Raw genomic sequence first — 21771 nt, forward strand, 5'->3', positions numbered from 1 at the left:
CATTGACCACTTGACCACTTGATCTTCCGGGCTTCCGAGCTCCGAGAAAGGAAACACCCCATGAGCACCACCCGAGGCATCTACCGTGGCGCCGCGTTCGGCCTGGTCGCCGCGCTCTCGCTGACGGCATGCGGCGGAGGCGACGACAGCGACAGCAATCCGCTGACCGGCGACAGCGCCGGCAGCGGCAGCGGGAAGTCCATCGTCGTCGGTTCGGCGAACTTCCCCGAGAACCAGTTGCTCGGCGAGATCTACGCCCAGGCCCTGGAGGCCAAGGGCCTCAAGGTCACCCGGAAGTTCGACATCGGCGCCCGCGAGGTCTACTACGACCAGGTCGTCAAGGGCGGCATCGGTGTCTTCCCGGAGTACAACGGTGCCCTGCTGTCGGTGGCGGTCGACAAGAACAGCACCGCCACCAGCACGGAGCAGGTCAACGCCGAGCTGAAGGCGAAGCTCCCCTCCACGGTGGAGATCCTCGACTCCGCAGCGGCCGAGGACAAGGACTCGGTGACCGTCACCTCCGAGACCGCCGCCAAGTACAACCTCAAGACCCTCGCCGACCTCAAGCCGGTCGCCAAGGACATGACCATCGGCGCCGGTTCCGAGTTCAAGACCCGCACCCAGGGCGGGGTCGGCCTGAAGACGGTCTACGGCGTCGAGTTCGGGAAGTTCCAGCCGCTGGACGCGGGCGCCCAGACCACCCTGGTGAAGCTGCTCAAGTCGAACGACGTGCAGGCCGCCAACCTGTACACCACCGACCCGGCCATCGTCGAGGACAAGCTGGTGGTCCTCGAAGACCCGAAGAACCTCTTCTCGTCGCAGAACGTCACGCCCCTCGTCTACAAGTCGGCGGTCGACGACACGGCCAAGGCGGCGCTCAACGCCCTGTCGGCGAAGCTCACCACCGAGGACCTGCTGGAGATGATGAAGAAGCTCGTCAACGACAAGGAGGACTCCAGCGTCGTCGCCAAGGAGTGGCTGACGAGCAAAGGTCTCGTGAGCTGACCCGGACCGGCCGCACACCACCGTCCGACCTTTCCCCCGCCCGGCACGCCGGGCGGGGGAAAGGTGACCGAACACGACCGCCCGGGGAAGCAGATGAGTGACGGCGCAGGTAGCGACACGGCTGCTCAGGCCGGCTCCTCCGCACGGCTGCACCAGCTCTTCGAGGGGCGCCGGCTCACCCCGACACAGCGCCGTATCGCGCACTGCCTGGTCCGGCAGGCGGCGGACGTGCCCTTCCTGTCGAGCGTGGAACTGGCCCACCTGGCGGGCGTCAGCCAGCCGTCGGTGACCCGGTTCGCGGTCGCCCTCGGCTTCGACGGCTATCCGGCACTGCGCAGACATCTGCGGGAGGTCGCCCCCGCAGGTACGGAGACGGAGGAGGAGTCGGCCAACCCGTACCAGCAGGCCGTACAGGCCGAGATCGACAACCTGCGGCAACTGGCGTCCCTGCTCGCGGACCCCGCACCGGTGGAACGCGCGGGGCGGCTGCTGGCAGCCTCCCGGCCCCTCCCGGTGCTCGGCCTGCGCGCCTCCGCCGCCCAGGCGCGGGGATTCGCCTACTTCACGGCCAAGGTCCACCCCGACGTACGGCTGCTCGACGAGGGCGGCTCGCTGCTCGCCGACCGGATCGACGCGGCGCGGCAGGCCGGGGCGAGCGCGCTCCTGTGCTTCGCGCTGCCGCGTCACCCGCGCGAGGTCCTCGATGCCCTCGACCACGCCCGTGACGCGGGACTGACCGTGGTGACGATCGCCGACGGCACGTTCGCCCCCGTGGCCGCGCACAGCGATCTGCTGCTTCCGGCGGCCGTGGGCACCGGCCTGGTGTTCGACACCGTGAGCGCTCCGATGCTGCTGGGGCAGGTTCTGCTGGAGGCCATGTGCGACGCCCTGCCGGACGCGCAGGCCCATTTGGAGGAGTTCGACGCGCGGGCCGCGGCACGGGGGCTGTTCGTCGAGTGAACGCCCCCTGCCCGGACACCTGCCACCGAGAAAGATTTCGCACCGCATGACACCCCGCCTCGCCGACGCCTGCCCACTCGGCGCCGCCACCACCCTCGCCGAACTCGCCGACGACCCGCATCCGCGACTCGCGCTGCTGCGCGCCCACGAACCCGTCTCCTGGCTGCCGGAGCTGAACGGCTGGCTGGTGACCCGGCGCGACCTCGCCCTGACCGTGATGCGCGACGCGGCTACCTTCACCGTCGACGACCCCCGCTTCTCCACCGCGCAGGTCGTCGGCCCCAGCATGCTCTCCCTCGACGGCGACCGGCACACCCGTCACCGCGAACCCTTCAACGCCCCCTTCCGCCCGAGGGCGGTACGGGAGGGCTTCACCGTCTGCATCGAACGCGAGACCGACCGGCTCATCACCGCACTCCCGCCGACCGGCGCCGCCGACCTGCGGCGCGCCTTCGCCGGACCCCTCGCGGTCGCCGTCGTGACCGAGGCGCTGGGCCTCACCGGCACCACCGCGGACACGGTGCTCGCCTGGTACGACGCCATCGTGCGGTCGGTCTCCGACATCACCGCCGGCCATACGGCGGGCGCCGCCGGCACCGCTGCCTACGCGCGCCTGAGGGCCGCCGTCGAAGCCACCGTCGCCGACCGGAGCGCTGCCTCGCTCCTCGTCTCCGCCGCCGGACGGCTGACCGTGCCCGAGGTGGCGTCCAATGCCGCCGTCCTGATGTTCGGGGGCATCGAGACCACCGAGGCGATGATCACCAACGCGTTGCTGCACCTGTTCCGCCACCCCGCCGAACTCGCCCTCGTCCGGGACGACTTCGACCTCCTCGACGGCGCGATCGAGGAGTCGCTGCGTCTCGAACCCGGCGCCGCGGTAGTGGACCGCTACGCCACCCGGGACACCGGTCTCGGCCCGGCCGCGATCCGCCGCGGCGACCTGGTCACCGTCTCCCTGACCGGCGCCAACCGCGACCCCGCCGTCTTCCCCGACCCCGACCGGTTCGACGTCCGCCGCGAGAACGCCCGCCTCCAACTGGCCTTCGCCCACGGCCCCCACCACTGCCTCGCCGCGCACCTCGCCCGCCTGGAGACCCGCATCGCCCTCCACCGGCTCCTCGAACGCCTGCCCGGGCTGCGCCTCGACCCGGACCGTCCCGCCGCTGTGCACGGCCTGGTCTTCCGCAAGCCGTCAGCCCTGCATGTGCGGTGGGACGCTCCCGTCTGACGAGGGAGCGTTCCGGGGTCACGGAGCGGGGAAGGCGCGGGGAGCGGCGGGCAGTGGCGGGGGGCGGATGGGCGAGCCATCAGGATCCAACAGAGTCCGACAAGATTCTTGCTTCGTCTGTGTTCGAAGTCCTAGGGTGAGCCTGGCTCGGCAGCTCCCACTGTCACCAGCAGTTGTGTGCTGAATCAATGTCAACTCCTGCACCGCCTCGGTGAGTTGAGCCGTCACCGATGACCGAAGCGCTGCCGGATTCCGGGTCGATTGTCAACAGTAACGAACACCATCTGACGCACCCTCGGTCCGTGCAGCGCACTGTCGTACCGAGGAAGGCCACGGTCATGCCGCACCCCCACGAGTTCGCCGTCAGCCGCCGCCGTCTGCTGGAGGGCGGAGCCGCCGTCCTCGGCGCGCTCGCCCTGTCCGGACCGGCCGCCGCCCACGGGGCCGCCGCTGCGGACGCCACCACTCCCGAGTGGAACGGTCACATCGACGTCTTCCGCGTCGGCACCGAACCCGCGCACACCACGCTGATGCCGTACGCGACCCTCGCCCAGGCCCTCGCCGCCGACCGCACCCGCTCCCCGTACCGGCAGAGCCTCGACGGCACCTGGAAGTTCGCCTACGTCGACCGCCCCGACGACCGGGACACCGACTTCCACCGCACCGACCTCGACGACCGTGCCTGGGACACCATCCCCGTCCCCTCCGCCTGGCAGCTGCACGGTTACGACAGCCCGATCTACGTCAACAGCGACTACCCCTGGTGGGGCGCCAACGGCCGGGGCGAGGAGGCGCAGCCGCCGGCCGCGCCGACCGTCCACAACCCCGTGGGCCAGTACCGCCGCACCTTCACCCTCCCGCGCGACTGGTCGGGGCGCCGTACGTTCCTGCACTTCGAGGGCGTCAAGTCGGCCCACTACGTATGGATCAACGGCACCCTGGTCGGCTACCACGAGGACTCCTACGACCCCTCCGAGTACGACATCACCCCGCACCTGAAGCCGGGCACCAACCAGATAGCCGTGGAGGTCTACCGCTACTCCGACGGCGACTGGCTGGAGGACCAGGACATGATCCGGCTGAGCGGCATCTTCCGCTCGGTCTACCTCTACTCCACCCCGGCCGTGCGGCTGCGCGACTTCCGCCTCGACACCCCGCTGAGCGACGACTACACGGCGGCCGAACTGTCGGTCACCGCGAACGTGCGGGACTACGGCGGCAAGGGCGCCGGCCAGTACTCCGTCGAGACCCAGCTGTACGACGCCGACGGGCACCCGGTCTGGTCGCGCCCGCTCCAGCAGACCGTCGCGCTCGGCGCCGGAGAGGAGAGGTCCGTACAGGCCGCGAAAGCCGTGCCCGCGCCGCGCCTGTGGTCGGCCGAACACCCCAACCTCTACACCGCCGTGCTCCGTCTGCGTGACCCGGCCGGCCGGGTGATCGAGACGCTCTCCCACCGGGTCGGCCTGCGCGAGTTCGCCCTCAAGGGCGGCCTGATGCGCATCAACGGCAAGCCGGTCTCCTTCCGGGGCACCAACCGGCACGAGATGCACCCCGTACACGGCTCGGCGCTCACCCGCGCGGACATGGTCGAGGACATCGGCATCATCAAGCGGCTGAACATCAACTCCGTCCGCACCTCGCACTACCCGAACAACCCCGTGTGGCTGGAACTCGCCGACGAGTACGGCCTCTACCTCGTGGACGAGACCAACCTCGAGACCCACGGCGTCCGGGGCGAGTACCCCGGAAACCACTCCGAGTGGACCACCGCGTGCGTGGCCCGCGCCCAGAACATGGTCCACCGCGACAAGAACCACGCCTCGGTCGTCATCTGGTCGCTCGGCAACGAGGCGGGCGGCGGCACCACGTTCAACGCCATGTACGACTGGATCCGCTCCTACGACACCACGCGGGTCATCCAGTACGAGGGTGACGACCGCCCCGGGATCAGCGACATCCGCTCCGAGATGTACGACAGTCCCGCCCGCGTCGAGCAGCGGGCCAAGGACACCGCCGACACCCGGCCGTACGTGATGATCGAGTACTCCCACGGCATGGGGAACTCCAACGGGAACTTCAAGAAGTACTGGGACCTCGTCCGCCGCTACCCCGTCCTCCAGGGCGGCTGGATCTGGGACTTCGTCGACCAGGCCATCGCCTGGCCCACCCCGACGCGCAAACTGCTCACCGAGACCGGGCCCACCGCGCTGAAGGGCGAGATCATCGCCCCCGCCGGCACCTTCACCCGCGACAAGGGCCTTTCCGGCGGCACCGTCTTCGCCCGCGACGAGAGCCTCGACCTCACCGGGTCCCTGACGCTGGAGGCGTGGATCACCCCGCACTTCCTCGGCTACCACCAGCCCGTCATCGCCAAGGGCGACACCCAGTACGCCCTGAAGCAGTCGGACAGGGGCCTGGAGTTCTTCATCTACGGCGGCGGCCAGTGGATCAGCGCGTGGTGGGCGCTGCCCGACGACTGGACCGGCAGGGAACACCACATCGCCGGTGTCTTCGACGCGTCGGCGGGCACACTCACCCTCCACGTCGACGGCGTGGCGCGAGCCACCAGAACCACCACCCGGCGGCCCGACAACAACACCGCGTCCCTCGCGCTGGCCACCGACATCGACAACCCGACCCGGGAGTTCAGCGGCACCATCCGGCGGGCCCGCGTCTACGCCCGCGCGCTGACCGCCGCCGAACTGGCCTCCGACAGCCGTGGCCCCGGCGACGACGGCGTACGGTTCTGGTTCGACGCCGACACCGCCGGCCTCACCGAGAAGCGGCCCCGCGACAAGACGTTCTACGCCTACGGCGGCGACTGGGGCGACAACCCCAACGACGGAGCCTTCGCCGGGGACGGCATCATCACCGCCGACCGCCGCCTGACCGGCAAGTCCGCCGAGGTCAAGCGGATCTACCAGGCGGTGCAGATCACCTCGGGTGCGACACCGGGCGCGGTCACCCTCACCAACGAGCACCTCTTCACCAATCTCCGTGAATTCGAAGGGCTTTGGGAACTGGTCGCCGACGGAAGGGTGATCCGGCGCGGCAGGCTGACCCGCGCCCAGCTGGATGTGCCGCCCCTGTCCAGCAAGGCCATCACCGTGCCCTTCGAGCTGCCGGACGACCCGGCACCGGGCGCGGAGTACTTCCTCCAGCTGTCCTTCACCACCAGGGAGAGCACGAAGTGGGCGAAGGCCGGCTTCGAGGTGGCCCGGCAGCAGCTCGCTCTCGACGTGGGCAGCCCCGCGGTCACGCCCATCCCCTTGAGCGGCGTCCCGGCGCTCCGTCACGAGGACGGCGACACCTCGGTCACCGTCAAGGGCAAGGGCTTCTCGGTCACCGTCGACAAGGCGACCGGCGTGATCACCTCGTACAAGGCGGGCGGCGCCCGGCTGATCGTCTCCGGGCCCACCCCGAACTTCTGGCGGGCGCCCACCGACAACGACCGGGGCAACGGCCAGCACACCCGCAACCAGACCTGGCGCGACGCGGGCGCCCGGCGCGCGGTGACCGGCGTGAGCGTCCGCGCACTCGGGGACCAGGCCGTCGAGATCAAGGTCGCCGGCACCCTGCCGACGGCCACGGCGTCGACGTACACCACCACCTACACCGTCTTCGGCAACGGTGAGATCAAGGTCGACAACACCCTGCACCCCGGGGCGAGTTCACTGCCGTACATCCCCGAGGTCGGGAACCTGCTCCTGCTGCCCGGCCGCCTGGACCGGCTGCACTACTACGGCCGGGGCCCCGAGGAGAACCACTGGGACCGCAACAACTCCACCGACGTGGGCCTGTACTCCGGCACCGTCGACGGACAGTGGAGCGGCTACCTGCGCCCGCAGGAGAACGGCAACAGGACCGACGTCCGCTGGATCGCCCTCACCGACCGCAAGGGCTCCGGTCTGCTGGTCTCCGCCGAACCGCTCCTGGAGGTCAACGCCTCGCACTTCACCCCGGAGGACCTGTCGGTCGGGGCCCGCCACGACTACCAGCTCACCCCGCGCGACGAGGTCGTCCTGCGCCTGAGTCACCGCCAGATGGGCGTCGGCGGCGACAACAGCTGGGGCGCGCACACCCACGACGAGTACAAGCTGTTCGCCAACCGCGACTACTCGTACAGCTACCGGCTCCGTCCCCTGACGGACGTCGACGAGGCGATGGCGGCCTCGCGGCGGCCCACGGCGGGCGAGTCCGCCGTGTAGCGGCAGGCACGGAGTTTCGGGGGCGTCACCCTTCGTCGGGGGTGGCGCCCCCGCCCGTTCCGCCGGCCGGACAGACCAGGTACAGGGCCATGGTGGTCCGGTCTCCGCACCGGCTCCCCGGCCGCCTCCGGAGCCGCTCCGTCGGCAGTGGTCAGGCCGGCCGTGAACGGGCCGCCAGTACGGCGATGTCGTCCTCGGCGGGAGCGTCCGCGAGCTGGGCCAGGACGTCGTCGAGGATGGCGTCCAGGGAGGCGCGCGGCGACAGCCGGAGCCGGGTGAGGCGGCGCAGCGACACGTCGATGTCCTCGCCGCGCCGCTCCACCAGCCCGTCCGTGTAGAGCAGGAGCACGCCGTCCGGGACCGTCGGGTGGGTGAGCGTCGTGTAGCTGCCGAATCCGGTGCCCAGGGGCGGGCCGACCGGGACCTCGACGAGACCGACCGTGCCGTCCGGGGAGAGGAAGGCGGGCGGGAGATGGCCGGCGTTCGCGTAGGACACCGTCTGCCGGACGGGATCCTCCAGGGCCAGCAGACAGGTGGTTACCCGGTCGAACCCGGAGTCGGCGACCGTGCGGTCGGCATGCGTGAGCAGCAGGTGCGGGGGCAGGCCCGCCATGGCCAGGGCGCGCAGCGCGGAGCGGTAGTGGCTCATCGCGACGGCGGCCTCGACCCCGTGCCCCATGACATCCCCGATGACCAGCAGATTCCGGCCGTCGGGCAGCGCCAGGGAGTCGAACCAGTCGCCTCCGATGAGGGCCACGTCGTCGGCGGGCAGATAGCGGAACGCGGTCGGCGCGCGCGGGTCGGGCGGCGCGCCGGCGTCGGTGAGCAGCGCGTGCTGGAGCTCCAGGGCCATGCTGTGCTCACGGGTGTGCAGGGCGGCGCGTTCCAGGGCGCGGGCGGCGCGCTGCGCCAGTTCGAGGGCCACCGACACGTCGTCGGCGGTGAAGCCGGGGGAGTCGTAGGCGCGCACCAGCGACAGGGTGCCCAGGGGGCGCCTGCCCGCTATCAGGGGCAGGACGAGCACCGAGTGGACGCCGATGTTCCGGTAGGACGTGGACCGGTCCGTGTGCACGGCCCCGACATGCCACTCCTGGTCGGAGATGCCGTTGCTCAGCCAGGGGAGGCCGGCGTCCAGGCACGCGCGGACTTCCGTGCCCGGCGGATAGTCCAGGGTGTCGCCGAGGCCGGCCAGGGCGAGCACCGCCTCCTTGAGTCCGGGCACCGCCGCGAGGGCCGCCCGGCGCAGTCGCAGCACTCCCGGAGGCGGCCGGTGCGGACCGGCCTTCACATCGAGGTTCAGCTCGACACCGGCGGCGTCCGCCAGGTCCGGCACCATGAACTGGGCCAGCTCGACGCAGGTCGCCTGCACGTCCGAGGTGGTGCCGATGCGCGCGGTCGCGGTGTCCAGCAGTGTCATCCGGCGGTGCGCGCGCTCCAGCTCGTCGACGTGCTGCTGCGGAGCGCTGATCTCCAGGAAGATCCCGGCGAGCCCGAGGACCCGGCCGTGCTCGTCCTGGAGGCGGTGATAGGTGGCGTGCCAGGCCCGGCGGGTGAAGGGCATGTCCGCGCGTGTGTGCCCCGTGCCCACGAGCTCACGCGGCTGCCCGTCGTGCAGGACCTGCCGCAGCACGCTCTCGGGCCGGTCCACCTCCGGAGACGCCTCGGCCAGGGTCCGCCCCAGGAGTTCCGCGGCCGACAGGCCGCTGATCCGGACCATGTGCGGGTTGACGTACAGAAAGCGCAGTTCCGTGTCGAGGACGACCACCCCGGCGGCCGTGCCCTCGACGAGCTGACGCAGCAGCCCGTACTCCCCGACCAGTCGCGGCAGGTCCCCGGCGGTCGGTCCGGCGAGCAGTGCCTCGACGTCCTCGAAGAGGAGCGGCCGGAAAGCGTCCATGGCCTCCGTACCTCTCATTTCTCGGCGGCACAGCGCCTGCCGCACGGCAGCGACAATGATCGGCGACCCAAGGGGCGCGCGCACGTCGGGAGAGGCGGCTCGGCAGAGGCCCGGACCGGGTGTCCCGCACGCCCCGGCCCGCTGCTAGCGGCCCTGGTTCTCCCGCTTCTCCTGCTGTTCCTGGTGCAGCTCCTTGATGCGCGCCGCTTCCCTGCGGACATCGACCTGAACGGAGCGCTCGTGCCGGAGCCACTCGGGGGCGTCCTGCTTCAGAGCCTCGATCTGCTCGGTGGTGAGGGCCTCGGTGACCCCGCCGCGGGCGAGCCCCGCGATGGAGACGCCCAGCTTCGACGCGACCACCGGCCGGGGGTGCGGGCCGTCGCGGCGCAGGTCGCGCAGCCAGGCCGGCGGGTCGGCCTGCAACGCGGTCAGCTCGGCGCGCGTGACGACACCCTCCTGGAACTCTGCGGGGGTGGCCTGGAGGTACACACCCAGCTTCTTCGCCGCGGTCGCGGGCTTCATGGTCTGGGAGGTCTGCTGCGTCGTCATGGTTCAAGGGTATCGAGCGTATGAACCAGCGCCGACCACGGCGGACCGGGCGGGCAGCGGTGAGCAGGGCGGCAGCGCGACGCGAGGAGTACGGAAGGTAGCCTGGCGCGGTGACTGGCTCGGAAGAATCCCCCGCGTTCCGGCTCGCGTACGTCCCGGGAGTGATCCCCGCCAAGTGGGTGCGGATCTGGAACGAGCGGCGGACCGACGTCCCCCTGACCCTGCTCCAGGTGTCCGCCGCCGAGGCGCACGCCCTGATGCTGGCCGGTGACGCCGACGCGGCCCTGGTCCGCCTGCCGGTCGACCGTACGGTGTTCAGCGCGATCCCCCTCTACACCGAGACCTCGGTGGTCGTCGTCCCCAAGGACCATGTCGTGTCCGCCGTCGAAGAGGTGACCGCCGAGGACCTCGCCGACGACATCGTGCTGCACCCCTTCGACGACACCCTCGCCTGGGAGGCGTTCCCCGGCCGCCCCGCGCTTGAGCGCCCCGCGACCACCGAGGACGCCGTCGAACTGGTAGCGGCCGGCATCGGCGTGCTCGTCGTCCCGCAGTCCCTGGCCCGCCTCCACCACCGCAGGGACCTCACCTACCGCCCGGTCACCGACGCGCCCGGGTCCCAGGTCGCGCTGTCCTGGCCGGAGGACCGCACGACCGACCTGGTCGAGGACTTCATCGGCATTGTGCGGGGCCGCACCGTCAACAGCTCACGCGGACGCCGGGAGGAGCCGAAGGCGGAGCAGCCGAAGGCCAAGAAGAGCTCCGGTACGGGTGGCACGGCCCGCAAGCCCGCCGCGGGCAGGTCCGCGGGCCGGGGCGCCCGCGGCGGCGGTTCCGGCAAGGCGGGCGGCACCCGCCAGGGCAAGCCCCGCCGCAAGTCGTAGCACCCGCCGCGCCCTGACGGGGCGCGGGGAACCGCGGGCCCGGCACCCCACCGGCCCGCGCGGAGGAACCGCACGTCAATCGGGGTGGGGCAACACCGCGAAGCAGTCCTGCACCTGTTCCGGGACCGGTGAACCAGAGTCCGCGGCGATCTCGATCTCGTACAGCCCGGGCGGCAGCACCCTCCGCACCTCGTACCGGGCGGGTGCGACCTCGGACAGCACCAGGGAGAGCGTCTCGCCGTCCTCCCCGGTGACCCGCGCGAGCAGCCGCTCCGGTGGCCGGGCGGCTCCCACCACCCGGGCGCGCAGGGTCGCCGGCGCCGAGCCGGGGTAGGCGTCGTCGACCTCGCTGCTGATGGCCGGGGCCACCAGCGTGAGCGGGTCCGACTGGCCGCGCACGTCCATCGGGCCGGGCGACTGGAGGCGCAGCAGGAGAGGGAGGAGCCGGCCGGTCAGCACGCGCGGCGACTGGAGGGCGCTGTGCGCCGCCGGGACGAAGCGGCAACGGTCCTCCGGCAGCGCCGGCGGCATCGCCGAGACCCGGGGGACGGCACCGTCCCCGTCCGCCAGGACCGGCGGGACCAGCGCCCCCGGAGGCGCGGCCGAGCACACCACCCCGTGGCCGTTCCAGCGCGCCGACTGGAGGGTGCCGCTCTGCCGGGTGCCCACGAGCGGGAGCGTCACATGCTGCTGCGCGTACGCGGGAAAGCTCTCGGCGTTGTACGCCGCCGCCGCCGCGATCTCCCGGTGGAAACCCAGGCCGTCGCCCACGAGGTCCTGGCGCACCCCCGGCAGCGGCGCCGCGTCCTCGATCCGGATGTACCCCGCCCCGGTGTCGATGACCGAGTACACCGGCAGCAGTTGGTGCACCGAGGGGAAACCGCGGGTCAGGGTCCGTACGCCGGGCAGGTGCCGGAAGCCGTTGGCGAGCGTGTCGAGCGCGCGCACCGAGCCGCGGTGCGGGGTGCCGAGGGTGATCAGCGCCCGGCAGTCGCGCCAGCCGCCCAGCACCTCGACGTAGTAGCGGGCGATCAGGCCGCCCATGCCGTGGGCGACGACGACGGCCTTGGCGTCCTTGGCGCCGGTCCGCTCCCGGAACTCGGAAACGTGCAGGTCGATCGCCTCGGCCAGTCTGCGGGCGTGCACCCGGTTGTCCAGCCGCCAGTCGTACGGGAACGTCAGCAGCCCGCCGCCCGGACCGTCCGTCACCGCGAAGTTCCCGCGCACCCAGTCGACGGTCTGTGCGTACCCCTTGATCCGCGACAGGCCGGGCAGTACGGCGACGCCGGGAAACAGGCCGGACGCCCTGACCGACGACGTGTCGCAGCGCAGGGTCAGCGGATGCCCGGCGGTGTCCGCATCGCGCAGCTCCGTCAGCGACTGGAGCAACGGCTTGCCGGGTGCCCACAGCGGACCCGTCGGACCGTCCAGGACACTGCCCAGGATTCCCGGGACCAGGACGATCGGATGCCTCACCGGCCAGCGCATGACTCCGCCCCCGGTGGCCGGCTCCCGAGGCTGTGGAGGTCCCAGGTGCCCACCCCCGTGGAGCACCCGGGACCTCTCCCTCGACACCCCGGACCTGTACCGAGGAGACCGAGGAGACAGGGGCCAGGAACGGGAGAGCTCCTCCGGGCCCTGCCCGGCGGCTCCCTTCGTCCGGTCCTGGTCCTCAATGCTTTCTCCATACATTCGATGGGGCGCCCCATACACCTTTTGGGTCAGCTTTGTCCGAACTCGCCGACAGTGCGAGAGATCCGGTGTTGCCAGGGCATATTTGGCAACACCGAGCAACAGACAGGCGATTGCGTGCAGTTGGGAGCCGCATGGACAACGTGGCGAACGGTGTGACCGAGGAGTCGGGACATTTCGGCCGGGAGTTACGGCGCCGGCGGCTCGCCGCCGGACTCTCCCTCGCCGACCTCGCGGGACTCGTGCACTGCAGCCGGGGCTACCTCAGCCGCATCGAGAACGGCCACCGCCGGGTCACCCGTGAACTGGCCGACGCCTGCGACGACGCGCTGGAAGCCAAGGGCCAACTGCTCAACCTGGCCCCCGAGTCGCGCGGCGACACCCCCGACGCGACACCGGCGCGGGCCCCCGGCGTCCGGCGACCGCCACCGACGCACACCGGCGGCCCGGTCCCGGCCCAACCCTCCCGGTACGGCGCGGAGTTCGACCGGCTGCTGCACCGCGGCGACACCAGCTACCTGGCCGGACGCATGGAGGAGGCGGACGTCTACTACCGCCAGGCGTGCCAGCGGGGCGCTGACAACCCCGAGGCGCGGGCGGTGGCCGTCGTACGGCGGGCCCGGCGCTGGTCCGACCCGGGCCGCGTCGACCACGAACTCCTGCACCTCGTCCGGGAGACCCTCGCCACGCTCAGGACCCGCGAGGGCACCGAGGCGGCCGGGCTGCGCCTGCGGCTCGGCGCGCATCTGGCGAAGAAGCTCTCCATGTCCGTCAGCGAGGACACCGCCTGGCCGGGTGCCGGACCCGCACAGGGCGCCGACCTTGCCCGGCGGACCCTGGAGGGGCTCGCCACCGGCAGCCAGGACGACGAGACGCGCTGCGAGGTGCTCACCGAGTGCCGCTGGGGCCTGTACGACTTCGTACCGGCCATCGAATCGCTGACCATCTCCCTCCGGCTGCGGGACTGCGCCCTGCGCGCCCGCTCCCCGTACTTCCTGGGCGAGTCCCTCGTCGCGCTCGCCATCGACCAGTTCCGGGTCGGCCGGGTGCACGGCGCCACCGGGACGGTGGCCGAGCACCGCAGGCACGCGGCCCGCACGCGCAACACCCTGGCACGCTGGCAGCAGTGCACCCTGGACACGCTGCTCGACCTGTGGTGCGGCCGGTTCGACTCCGCCACCGACTGGATCTTCGGAGAGTCCCGGGAGATCGTCGAGGGCCTGGAGGCGGACCTGGCCGTCCCCGCCGACACCCTGCTGCAGACCCGGCTGGGCCAGGTGTACTGGCTGCTCAGAGAGCAGGGCAGGATGGCCGAACTCTTCAGCTCCGGACTCGCCGACGGCGTGGAACGGCACGGGTACTTCCCCGTCTGGCGGGCGGGGTTCGCGCTGGCCCGCTGCGAGGTGGGTGACCACGGCGAGGCGGCCGACCGGCTGCTCGCCTTCCTCCGGGAGACCGACGACTGTGCCTCCCTGCCGCCGCACGGCTGGTCCGTACCGGCGCTCGTCCTGCTCGCGGAGGTCTGCGCCGGACTCGACGCACGCGGCGGGTACGAGGCCGAACTCGCCCGTGCCGTACCGGTACTGCGCGAGGCGCTCGCGCGCAGGCCGACGGGGATCGCGCTCGCGGGCTGGCCCGTGGTGCTGGTCGGACCGACCGAGCGGGCCATGGGCCTGCTGGCACTGGCACAGGGCGACATCGCGACGGCCCTCGGCCACTTCCGGCAGGCCGAACGCCTGGTCGTGGGCAGCTCGCCACCCCAGACGGCACGCCTCAGGGCGAACGAGGCCCGCGCGATGCTGCGCGAGAAGGACGGCGCACGGCGGGCCGAGGGCGTGGCGCTGCTCCGGTCGGCGCTGGCGGGGGCGGAGGCCAACGGGATGCGGCTACTGGCCGCGGAATGCCGGGAGTTGATGGCGGGGAACGGGCCGGGAGCCGCCTCGCGGCTGCCCCGACCCTGATCCCGCTGGTCAGGCCGGTCCGCGCTGTCGCGCCGTACCGGCGAGCCAGTCGTACGCCGCCCTGGCCGTGAACTCCCGCTGGCCGCCCCGCAGGAGCAGGTCAGCCGTGGCGAAGCCGGGGGCGTCGGCCTGTGCGGCGAGGTACGGGACAGCGATGCAGCGCATGCCGGCGCTGTGCGCGGCGGCGCTGCCCGGGGCGGCGTCCTCGACGACCACGCAGTCCGCGGGAGCCGCTCCGAGGCGGCGCGCGGCCTCCAGGAAGACGTCCGGGGCGGGCTTGCCGTGGGCGACCTCGTCGGAGGAGACGACGGTCCGCAGATACGCGTCCAGGCCCGTGCCCGCCAGGATCGCGTCGATGGTCCGCAGCGCGGAACCCGAGGCCACGGCCATGGGAACGCCCTCGCCCGCCAGCAGCTCCACGAACTTCCGCATCTCGGGATGGACGGGGGTGGAGGCCCGGGCCAGCTCCAGATAGCGGCGGTTCTTCTCCGCGAGCAGCTCCTCGACCGGCACGCTCAGCCCGTACCGCTCCCGCCAGAGCGTGACCGTCTCCCGCGTGCTGATGCCCACGGACTCCTGCTGGTCGGCCCAGGTGAAGTCGGTGACGCCGTACGCGGCGAGGGTCTCGCGGCTCGCCTCGAAGTAGTTCGGCTCGCTGTCCACGAGTGTTCCGTCGAGATCGAAGATGACCGCGGTGGTGTCGAGGATGCTCATGGTTCCCAGGATGCCAAGGGCCGGGGGCGGGGCGCGGGATCAGCCGGAGGCCGTACGGCCGATCGACTCCACCAGGGGCAGCAGCCGGTGCGGGACCCGCTCGCGCAGGGCCACCTCCGTGCGGGTGCGGACCACGCCCGGCACGCTGATCAGTGCCTGGATCACGTCCTCCAGATGAGCGTTGTCGCGGGCCACGACCCGTGCGAGGAGGTCACCCCCACCGGCGATCGAGAACGCCTCGACGATCTCCGGCACGGCAGCCAGCGCCTCCCCGACCTCGTCGAGATGGCCCTGGGTGACCTCGATGTGCACGAACGCGAGCACGGGGTGGCCGAGCGCGGCGGGGGACAGGGACGGGCCCGTGCCGGTGATCACGCCGTCCCGTTCGAGGCGGTCGAGGCGGGCCTGGAGGGTGCCGCGCGCGACGCCGAGGACACGGGCGTACTCGCGGACGCTGGTGCCGGGCCGCTCCAGCAGCAGCCGCAGAATCCGGGTGTCCAGCTTGTCCACGGCCATGGCGTCGGGCCTCCTCGTGCATGTTCCGTACGTGGTCCGTTGGCTCGGCGATGGATGTTCGCGGACCGAATTGTCTGTGCCAATGGCTCAGCCTATGCGACCTCACTTGAGCCAGTGGTGGCAGCGATGCTCCAATGAGCGCGTCGATGGCGCTGCGGACTCCGCGGCGCCTTTTCCATGCCGAATCCAGTGGGGCGGGTCAGCAGTGCTGAAGAGGGTGTTCACGGCGCCGGACCCGGGTCGTGCCCGGCTGCGGTTCGCCGCGCGGGCCGTGCTCGGCATCGGTCTGGCCGTCACCGTCTGCGGCCTCGCCGGGCACTCGCTCATCGGGGCCGTGACCGGCGGACTCGCCGCGATGCTCGCCCTGTTCACGGTCACCGACGCCACGGTGCGCGGGCAGAAGGTCACCACCGCGCTGCTGCCCGTCGTCGGCCTCCCGGTCCTCGCCGCCGCGGCCGTGCTGCACGACCGGCCGGTAGCCCGCGGGCTGGCCCTCCTCGCCGTCGTCGGCGCGGGCGTGTACGCGCGCCGCTGGGGCCCGCGCGGCCACAGCCTGGGCGTCTTCGCGTTCATGACCTTCTTCGTCGCCCAGTTCCTGCACACGGGACCGGAGCAACTGCCCGAGCTGTACGCCGCCGTCGTCCTGTCCGTGCTCACCGCCTCGACGGTGCGCTTCGGACTGTGGTGCTACGAGCGCCGTATGCCCCCGCCGCCGGCTCCCGTCGCCCCGGCCGCCGCGCGCGGCCTGGCGTGCGCCACCACGCGTCAGGCCGTCCAGGCGACGGCCGCGGCGGGCTTCGCGCTGGTCGTGGGACAGCTGGTGTCCGGGGACCGCTGGTACTGGGCCGTCGGCGCCACCTGGTGGATCTTCGTGAACACGACCTCGCGCGGAGAGACCCTGGTCCGCGGCTTCCGCCGCATCCTCGGCACGGTGCTCGGCATCGCGCTCGGCATCGCCGTCGCGGTCCCGGTGGCGGGGGCCGCGGTCCCCACCGCCGTGCTCGTCGCCGTATGCGTGTTCGGCATCTTCTACTCGGCCGCCGTGTCGTACACGTGGATGATGCTCTCGGTCACCCTGCTCGCCGAACTCCTGTACGGGCTGCTGGGCGTCCTCGACCCGGCGCTGCTCGGCGTGCGGCTCGCGGAGACCGGGGTCGGCGCCCTGGGTGCCCTGCTGGCCGTGGTCCTGGTGCTGCCGATCACCACACACGCCACCACCGACGCCTGGATCCAGCGCGCCCTGCGCTGCGTCCACGCCTGCACCGCCGAGGCCACCGCCCGGCTCGCCGGTGCGCCGGGCGCCGATCCGGCACCGCGCGTGGCCGAACTGGAGCTGCTGCTGGGGCGTGTCCGCCTCTCGGTCGCGCCGCTCGTGCATCCGCTCAACCCCGTGCGCGCCCGTAAGCGCCGCGCCCGCCGGGTACTGGCGCTCCTCGACGACTGCGCCCGTGAGATCCGCGGCCTGGCCGCCGTGGCCGCCGACCCGGAGGCCTCCCACGACGTGCGGCTCGCCGCCTCCTGCCGACGCGTGGAGACCGCGGTGGAGGCGCTCACGGAGGGCCGCGCGGACACCGTCACGGCCCCTGCTCACAGATCCCACGCCACCGAGCCGGCCCTCGCCCACCTGCACGGCCTCGAACAGGCCCTGGCCGAGCTGGCCGCTCCGCTGCGCAGCCACCGCGGTTCGCCGCTGGTGGAGGTCTGAGCTTCCCTCGCCCACACCCCGCTCTTTGGTCTAGACCGATGAGGTACGGTCGCCCCGACGGGTCAGGAGACGGAGAGGGGACGGCAATGGGACGACGACGAGCGTTCATCGGCTCGTTCACGGCGGCGGGAGGCCCGGGCGTCCTGGTGGCCGCCGTGGACGACGACACCGGCGCGCTGACCGCGCTCGGCGCGGCGGACGACGTACCCGACCCGTCGTATCTCGCCCTCGCCGGAGACGGGCACACGCTCTACGCGGTCAGCGAGACGGCCGAGGGTGCCGTCGCCGCCTACCGGGTGGGCGGCGACACGCCCGAACTCGCCGGGCCGCCCGTGCCGGTGGGCGGCGACGGGCCCACGCATCTCGGCCTGTTCGCCGGGCATGTGCTGACCGCCAACTACGGCTCCGGCAGTGTCACCGCGGTGCCTGTCCGCGCCGACGGCGCGCTCGGCGGCAGCGTGTCCGACGTGCGTGGGCACACCGGCTCGGGCCCGCATCCGACGCGCCAGCGGGGACCGCACGCCCACCAGGTGCAGTCCGACCCGAGCGGCCGCTGGGCCGTCGCGGTCGACCTCGGCACGGACTCCGTCCATGTGTGCGCACTGCGCGACGGCCGCCTCGTGCCGCACCGCGAGAGCGCCCTGCGCCCCGGTTCAGGACCGCGCCATCTGGCCTTCCACCCGGGAGGCTCGTACGCGTACGTGGTGAACGAACTCGCCCCGACCGTCACCGTCTGCCGCTGGGACGCCGGCGAAGGCCTCCTGACGCCCCTGCGCGAGACAGCGGTGCTGGAGGGCGCCCCGGACGGCGACGCCTACCCGTCGGGCATCGCCGTCTCGTCCGACGGCCGCTTCGTGTGGATCGCCGTACGCGGCCAGGACGTCGTGTCCGTGCTCGCGGTCGACGGCGGGGGAGCGGTCCTGCGGCTGGTGGGCACCGTGCCGTGCGGTGGCCACTGGCCCCGCGCGCTGGCCGCCTCGGGCGGATACCTGTACGTCGCGAACGAGCGCTCGGGGGACGTGACCTGGTTCGCCCTCGACCCCGACACCGGCGTCCCCCGCCGCGCCGGCGCGGCCGAGGTCACGGCGGTGTCCTGTGTGATCTTCGGCTGATTGCCCGCCCGCGGGCCGGAAACGCCGAGGGCCCGCTCCCTGAAAGGAGCGGGCCCTTCGGCGTACCAGGTTCCGGCCGTCGTGCTCGGCCGTGCGTAAGTGCTGTCCGGGTCAGCGGACCGGGGCACCCTGCGACTGCTGCGGGGCGATGCCCAGTGCCGTCGTGTACTTGGCCAGCGCGAGCTTGCCGATGGCCGGGTAGGGGCCGAGCGCGTCGGAGGAGGCACAGCCCGCCTCCTGTGCCGCGGCCTCCAGCAGGCCGTCCTCGATCTCCGGGCCGATCAGATACGGGGCCAGCGCGAGGTTCTGCGAGCCCGAGGCGCGCAGCTGTTCGGCGATGGCCGCGATCGAGCCGTCCTCGTCGAGGGCCGCCGCCATCACCGGCACGGCGAGGCGCGCGGCGAGCAGCATGCCGGTGATCCCGGCCGCCTGCACGGCCTCCTCGCCGCCCACGGAGGCCAGGATGATGCCGTCCGCCGCGGTCGCCACGGTGAACAGCCGGGCCCGGTCGGCGCGCGCGAGGCCCGCCTCGGACAGCCGTACGTGCAGTCCCTCGGCGAGCAGCGGGTGCGGACCGAGGACGTCGGTCAGGTCGGCCGCGATACGGCTCTCCATGACGGCCTGGCGGATCTGGCGCAGCAGCGCGTTGTCCGGACCGGCGAGCATCGGCACGACGACCGCCACGGGCCCCTCGGGCTCCTTGACGTCCGTACCGGCGGCGCGGGCCTGCTCGTAGCGGGCGGTGCGCTCCTGCGAGGTGTGCGTGAGCACGAACTGGAGCGTGGGGAACTCCGCGTCGTCACCGTCGAGGTACCCGATGCGGGCGTCGAGGCCGGGGAGCTCGGAGCGGGCGATGCTCACGACCTCCTCGGCGAGGCTTCGCGTGGCGGCGCTGGGCGCGCCCGGCACCGCGAGGACGAGCGCGGGCGCACCCTCGGGAGCCGCCAGCGGCTCGGGGCGGCGGTGCCGGCCCGGCTGGCGGGGGCGCGGCATTCGTACTGGCAGGCCGGCGGGCCCAGTGGGGGAGCTCATGGCGCCGCATGTTACTGGCTTATTGGGCTCCCCTGTTCGGGGAGGGGGCAGGTGAGCGGTATCCGTCCGCTTTTGTCTGATGAGTTACGTAAGGATCAGAAGTGATCAGTACGTGACATTTTCTCGCGGGGTCGAGAGGGTCAACTCGGCCGCCGTGGTGTTCCGGTGCTGGTCAGCCGTGTGCGGTCGGCGCGTCCCGGTGCGCCGGGCCGGGTTGCTCCCCCGGGGAACGATTCACCCGCTGTCCGGCAATAGGGCATCAAATTCATATGCCGGTCATTCGGGTGCCCATGGCGGTCGATGAACGCGGTGCCGGACCGGCCTCGCCCCTGTGTGGGGGTTTCCCTGTTTGTGCGGGGCCTTCGTGTGTGCCAGTAGGGTGACGGGTTGTGGCACCACGACCCTTGTATGAACTTGTTGAAGCGGGCTGGGCGAAGGCTCTTGAACCTGCGGCCGAACGTATCGCTGCGATGGGCGACTTCCTCCGGGCCGAGATAGCGGCCGGCCGGACGTATCTGCCGGCTGGGGCGAATGTTCTACGGGCCTTCCAGCAACCGTTCGATGACGTCCGCGTCCTGATCGTCGGTCAGGATCCCTATCCCACGCCGGGGATGGCGATCGGGCTGAGTTTCGCGGTGGCGCCCGAGGTGCGTTCGCTGCCGGGCAGTCTGGAGAACATCTTCCGGGAACTGAACGCCGACTTGGGGCTGCCCAGACCGTCGAACGGTGATCTGACGCCGTGGACTGAGCAGGGGGTGCTCCTGCTGAACAGGGCGCTGACGACGGCTCCGCGCAGTCCCGCGGCGCACCGCGGCAAAGGCTGGGAGGAGGTCACCGAGCAGGCGATCCGGGCGCTCGTGGCGCGCGGCAAGCCCTTGGTGTCCATTCTGTGGGGGCGTGACGCGCGCAATCTGCGACCGCTGCTCGGGGATCTTCCGGCGATCGAGTCGGCCCACCCGTCGCCCATGTCCGCGGACCGCGGCTTCTTCGGTTCACGCCCCTTCAGCCGGGCCAACGACCTGCTCGTCAAGCAGGGTGCCCAGCCGGTCAACTGGCAACTGCCGTAGGGCATCGCCGTCGCCACGGCCGAGTCCCCGGATCTCGGGAGGGGGCCCGATCGGATCAGGGGACTCGGTCTCGGTCGCGTCCCGCGCCCCGGCGGGGCGGTGCGATTCTGCGAAGTCCGTCGACGCTGAGGTGTGGTCGTTGACCTGGCCTCAGCCGATCACCGCCGCCCGTACGCACAGCACGTCCGGCAGGTGGGTCACCAGCTGCTGCCAGGTGTCGCCGTCGTCCGCCGACGCGTACACCTCGCCGTTGCGGTTGCCGAAGTAGACGCCCGCCGGGTCCGCGTCGTCCGTGCACAGGGCGTCGCGCAGCACGGTGCCGTAGTGGTCCTCCTGGGGCAGGCCCGCCGACAGGGGCTCCCAGCTCTTGCCCGCGTCCGTCGTACGGAAGACCCGGCAGCGGTGGTCGGCGGGGACGCGGTCCGCGTCGGCGTTGATCGGGAAGACGTACGCCGTGTCGCCGCGGTGCGGATGGGCCGCCACCGCGAAACCGAACGTCGAGGGGAGACCGGCGCCGATGTCCGTCCAGTGCCCGCCCGCGTCGTCGCTCCTGTACACACCCCAGTGGTTCTGGAGGTACAGCCGGTCGGGGTTGGCCGAGTCCTTCGCGACCTTGTGCACGCACTGGCCGAACTCCGGGTTCGGATCCGGCAGGAACACCGCGGAGACACCGGAGTTGGACGGGGCCCAGCTCGTGCCGCCGTCGGACGTGCGGAACACTCCGGCCGTCGAGACGGCTACCGTCATCGCGCGCGGGTCGCGCCGGTCGGTGACGATGGTGTGCAGGCCCTCACCGCCGCCGCCCGGTACCCACCGTGAGCGGGTCGGGTGCTCCCACAGCGGGCGGACCAGCTCGAAGGACTCACCGCGGTCCTCGGAGCGGTAGAGCGCCGCCGGTTCGGTGCCCGCGTACACCACGTCCGCCTCCGCCGTCGACGGGTGGAGCTGCCAGACACGCTCCAGTGAGGCTCCCGTGTCCTTGGGGAACCTGACCGCGGGCCGCGCCGGTTCGGTCCAGGTCCGGCCCAGGTCGTCGGAGTGGAAGACCGACGGCCCCCAGTGCGCGCTGTCACCGCCGACCAGCAGCCTCGGGATGTCTCGCCGGGTGTCGATCGCGACCGAGTAGACGGCCTGCGCGTTGAAGGAAGGACTGTCGTCGAACTCCCACGTGCCACCGCGCCGGTGCCCGATGAACAGGCCTTTGCGCGTGCCGACCGTGAGCAGTACCTCGGTCATGCCGA

At 72.1% G+C, this 21771-nt stretch carries 16 protein-coding genes; 9 read left to right on the top strand and 7 right to left on the bottom strand.

Going from position 1 to position 21771, the window contains the following annotated elements; genetic code table 11:
• The first annotated feature begins 60 nt into the window (after window positions 1-60).
• From OG595_RS38775 to OG595_RS38790, 4 genes are all read left to right on the top strand, one after another.
• Window positions 61-1005 (top strand): ABC transporter substrate-binding protein, encoded by a 945-nt coding sequence (locus OG595_RS38775; protein WP_329280492.1) that lies wholly within the window; start codon window positions 61-63, stop codon window positions 1003-1005.
• A 93-nt stretch (window positions 1006-1098) separates the two neighbouring features.
• Window positions 1099-1965 (top strand): MurR/RpiR family transcriptional regulator, encoded by an 867-nt coding sequence (locus OG595_RS38780; protein WP_329280494.1) that lies wholly within the window; start codon window positions 1099-1101, stop codon window positions 1963-1965.
• A 46-nt stretch (window positions 1966-2011) separates the two neighbouring features.
• On the top strand, window positions 2012-3193 hold the full coding sequence (locus OG595_RS38785; RefSeq protein WP_329280496.1) for a cytochrome P450: 1182 nt from the start codon (window positions 2012-2014) through the stop codon (window positions 3191-3193).
• Between the two features lie 338 nt (window positions 3194-3531).
• Window positions 3532-7401: a glycoside hydrolase family 2 TIM barrel-domain containing protein gene (locus tag OG595_RS38790; protein WP_329283523.1), complete on the top strand. Its 3870-nt coding sequence runs from the start codon at window positions 3532-3534 to the stop codon at window positions 7399-7401.
• Between the two features lie 151 nt (window positions 7402-7552).
• On the opposite strand, the gene OG595_RS38795 is transcribed toward OG595_RS38790, so the two are convergent.
• Both OG595_RS38795 and OG595_RS38800 read right to left on the bottom strand, forming a co-directional pair.
• Entirely contained in the window at window positions 7553-9298 is a 1746-nt protein-coding gene (locus OG595_RS38795) for a SpoIIE family protein phosphatase (RefSeq protein WP_329280498.1), read from the bottom strand.
• Window positions 9299-9442: 144 nt separating this feature from the next.
• Window positions 9443-9847 carry a DUF5997 family protein gene (locus OG595_RS38800; RefSeq protein ID WP_329280500.1) on the bottom strand — a complete coding sequence of 135 codons (405 nt, stop codon included), beginning with the start codon at window positions 9845-9847 and terminating at the stop codon, window positions 9443-9445.
• A 110-nt stretch (window positions 9848-9957) separates the two neighbouring features.
• Here OG595_RS38800 and OG595_RS38805 point away from each other — a divergent pair, with 110 nt between their 5' ends.
• Window positions 9958-10731, top strand: coding sequence for a LysR substrate-binding domain-containing protein (locus OG595_RS38805; RefSeq protein WP_329280503.1), 774 nt, complete (start codon window positions 9958-9960; stop codon window positions 10729-10731).
• 75 nt (window positions 10732-10806) lie between these two features.
• On the opposite strand, the gene OG595_RS38810 is transcribed toward OG595_RS38805, so the two are convergent.
• Window positions 10807-12219, bottom strand: coding sequence for a lipase/acyltransferase domain-containing protein (locus OG595_RS38810; RefSeq protein ID WP_329280505.1), 1413 nt, complete (start codon window positions 12217-12219; stop codon window positions 10807-10809).
• A gap of 338 nt (window positions 12220-12557) precedes the next feature.
• Here OG595_RS38810 and OG595_RS38815 point away from each other — a divergent pair, with 338 nt between their 5' ends.
• The gene (locus tag OG595_RS38815; protein ID WP_329280507.1) at window positions 12558-14384 is read left to right on the top strand and encodes a helix-turn-helix domain-containing protein; all 1827 of its coding nucleotides are present in this window, start codon (window positions 12558-12560) and stop codon (window positions 14382-14384) included.
• Between the two features lie 9 nt (window positions 14385-14393).
• Here the strand turns inward: OG595_RS38815 and OG595_RS38820 are convergent, their stop codons facing one another.
• Window positions 14394-15098, bottom strand: coding sequence for an HAD family hydrolase (locus tag OG595_RS38820; RefSeq protein WP_329280509.1), 705 nt, complete (start codon window positions 15096-15098; stop codon window positions 14394-14396).
• Window positions 15099-15137: 39 nt separating this feature from the next.
• A complete protein-coding gene (locus OG595_RS38825) occupies window positions 15138-15614 on the bottom strand; it encodes an Lrp/AsnC family transcriptional regulator (protein ID WP_329280510.1) in 477 nt (158 codons plus the stop codon).
• A 205-nt stretch (window positions 15615-15819) separates the two neighbouring features.
• Between OG595_RS38825 and OG595_RS38830 the strand changes: the two genes are divergently transcribed.
• Window positions 15820-17319 (top strand): FUSC family protein, encoded by a 1500-nt coding sequence (locus OG595_RS38830; RefSeq protein ID WP_329280512.1) that lies wholly within the window; start codon window positions 15820-15822, stop codon window positions 17317-17319.
• An 86-nt stretch (window positions 17320-17405) separates the two neighbouring features.
• Window positions 17406-18431, top strand: coding sequence for a lactonase family protein (locus tag OG595_RS38835; RefSeq protein ID WP_329280514.1), 1026 nt, complete (start codon window positions 17406-17408; stop codon window positions 18429-18431).
• A 111-nt stretch (window positions 18432-18542) separates the two neighbouring features.
• Here OG595_RS38835 and OG595_RS38840 read toward each other — a convergent pair whose 3' ends face one another.
• Window positions 18543-19463, bottom strand: a complete 921-nt coding sequence (locus tag OG595_RS38840; RefSeq protein WP_329280516.1) for a sirohydrochlorin chelatase — start codon at window positions 19461-19463, stop codon at window positions 18543-18545.
• Window positions 19464-19852: 389 nt separating this feature from the next.
• Here OG595_RS38840 and OG595_RS38845 point away from each other — a divergent pair, with 389 nt between their 5' ends.
• Window positions 19853-20530, top strand: coding sequence for a uracil-DNA glycosylase (locus tag OG595_RS38845; protein ID WP_329280518.1), 678 nt, complete (start codon window positions 19853-19855; stop codon window positions 20528-20530).
• A gap of 150 nt (window positions 20531-20680) precedes the next feature.
• Here the strand turns inward: OG595_RS38845 and OG595_RS38850 are convergent, their stop codons facing one another.
• On the bottom strand, window positions 20681-21766 hold the full coding sequence (locus tag OG595_RS38850; protein ID WP_329280520.1) for a WD40/YVTN/BNR-like repeat-containing protein: 1086 nt from the start codon (window positions 21764-21766) through the stop codon (window positions 20681-20683).
• Window positions 21767-21771: the final 5 nt, after the last annotated feature.

The organism is Streptomyces sp. NBC_01451, assembly GCF_036227485.1.
Taxonomy (GTDB): domain Bacteria; phylum Actinomycetota; class Actinomycetes; order Streptomycetales; family Streptomycetaceae; genus Streptomyces.

Bases quoted from the DNA above. Each gene is read 5' to 3' on its own strand.
- OG595_RS38775 (WP_329280492.1), top strand. From the start codon at position 61: ATGAGCACCACCCGAGGCATCTACCGTGGCGCCGCGTTCGGCCTGGTC.
- OG595_RS38780 (WP_329280494.1), top strand. From the start codon at position 1,099: ATGAGTGACGGCGCAGGTAGCGACACGGCTGCTCAGGCCGGCTCCTCC.
- OG595_RS38785 (WP_329280496.1), top strand. From the start codon at position 2,012: ATGACACCCCGCCTCGCCGACGCCTGCCCACTCGGCGCCGCCACCACC.
- OG595_RS38790 (WP_329283523.1), top strand. From the start codon at position 3,532: ATGCCGCACCCCCACGAGTTCGCCGTCAGCCGCCGCCGTCTGCTGGAG.
- OG595_RS38795 (WP_329280498.1), bottom strand. From the start codon at position 9,298: ATGGACGCTTTCCGGCCGCTCCTCTTCGAGGACGTCGAGGCACTGCTC.
- OG595_RS38800 (WP_329280500.1), bottom strand. From the start codon at position 9,847: ATGACGACGCAGCAGACCTCCCAGACCATGAAGCCCGCGACCGCGGCG.
- OG595_RS38810 (WP_329280505.1), bottom strand. From the start codon at position 12,219: ATGCGCTGGCCGGTGAGGCATCCGATCGTCCTGGTCCCGGGAATCCTG.
- OG595_RS38815 (WP_329280507.1), top strand. From the start codon at position 12,558: ATGGACAACGTGGCGAACGGTGTGACCGAGGAGTCGGGACATTTCGGC.
- OG595_RS38820 (WP_329280509.1), bottom strand. From the start codon at position 15,098: ATGAGCATCCTCGACACCACCGCGGTCATCTTCGATCTCGACGGAACA.
- OG595_RS38825 (WP_329280510.1), bottom strand. From the start codon at position 15,614: ATGGCCGTGGACAAGCTGGACACCCGGATTCTGCGGCTGCTGCTGGAG.
- OG595_RS38835 (WP_329280514.1), top strand. From the start codon at position 17,406: ATGGGACGACGACGAGCGTTCATCGGCTCGTTCACGGCGGCGGGAGGC.
- OG595_RS38840 (WP_329280516.1), bottom strand. From the start codon at position 19,463: ATGAGCTCCCCCACTGGGCCCGCCGGCCTGCCAGTACGAATGCCGCGC.
- OG595_RS38850 (WP_329280520.1), bottom strand. From the start codon at position 21,766: ATGACCGAGGTACTGCTCACGGTCGGCACGCGCAAAGGCCTGTTCATC.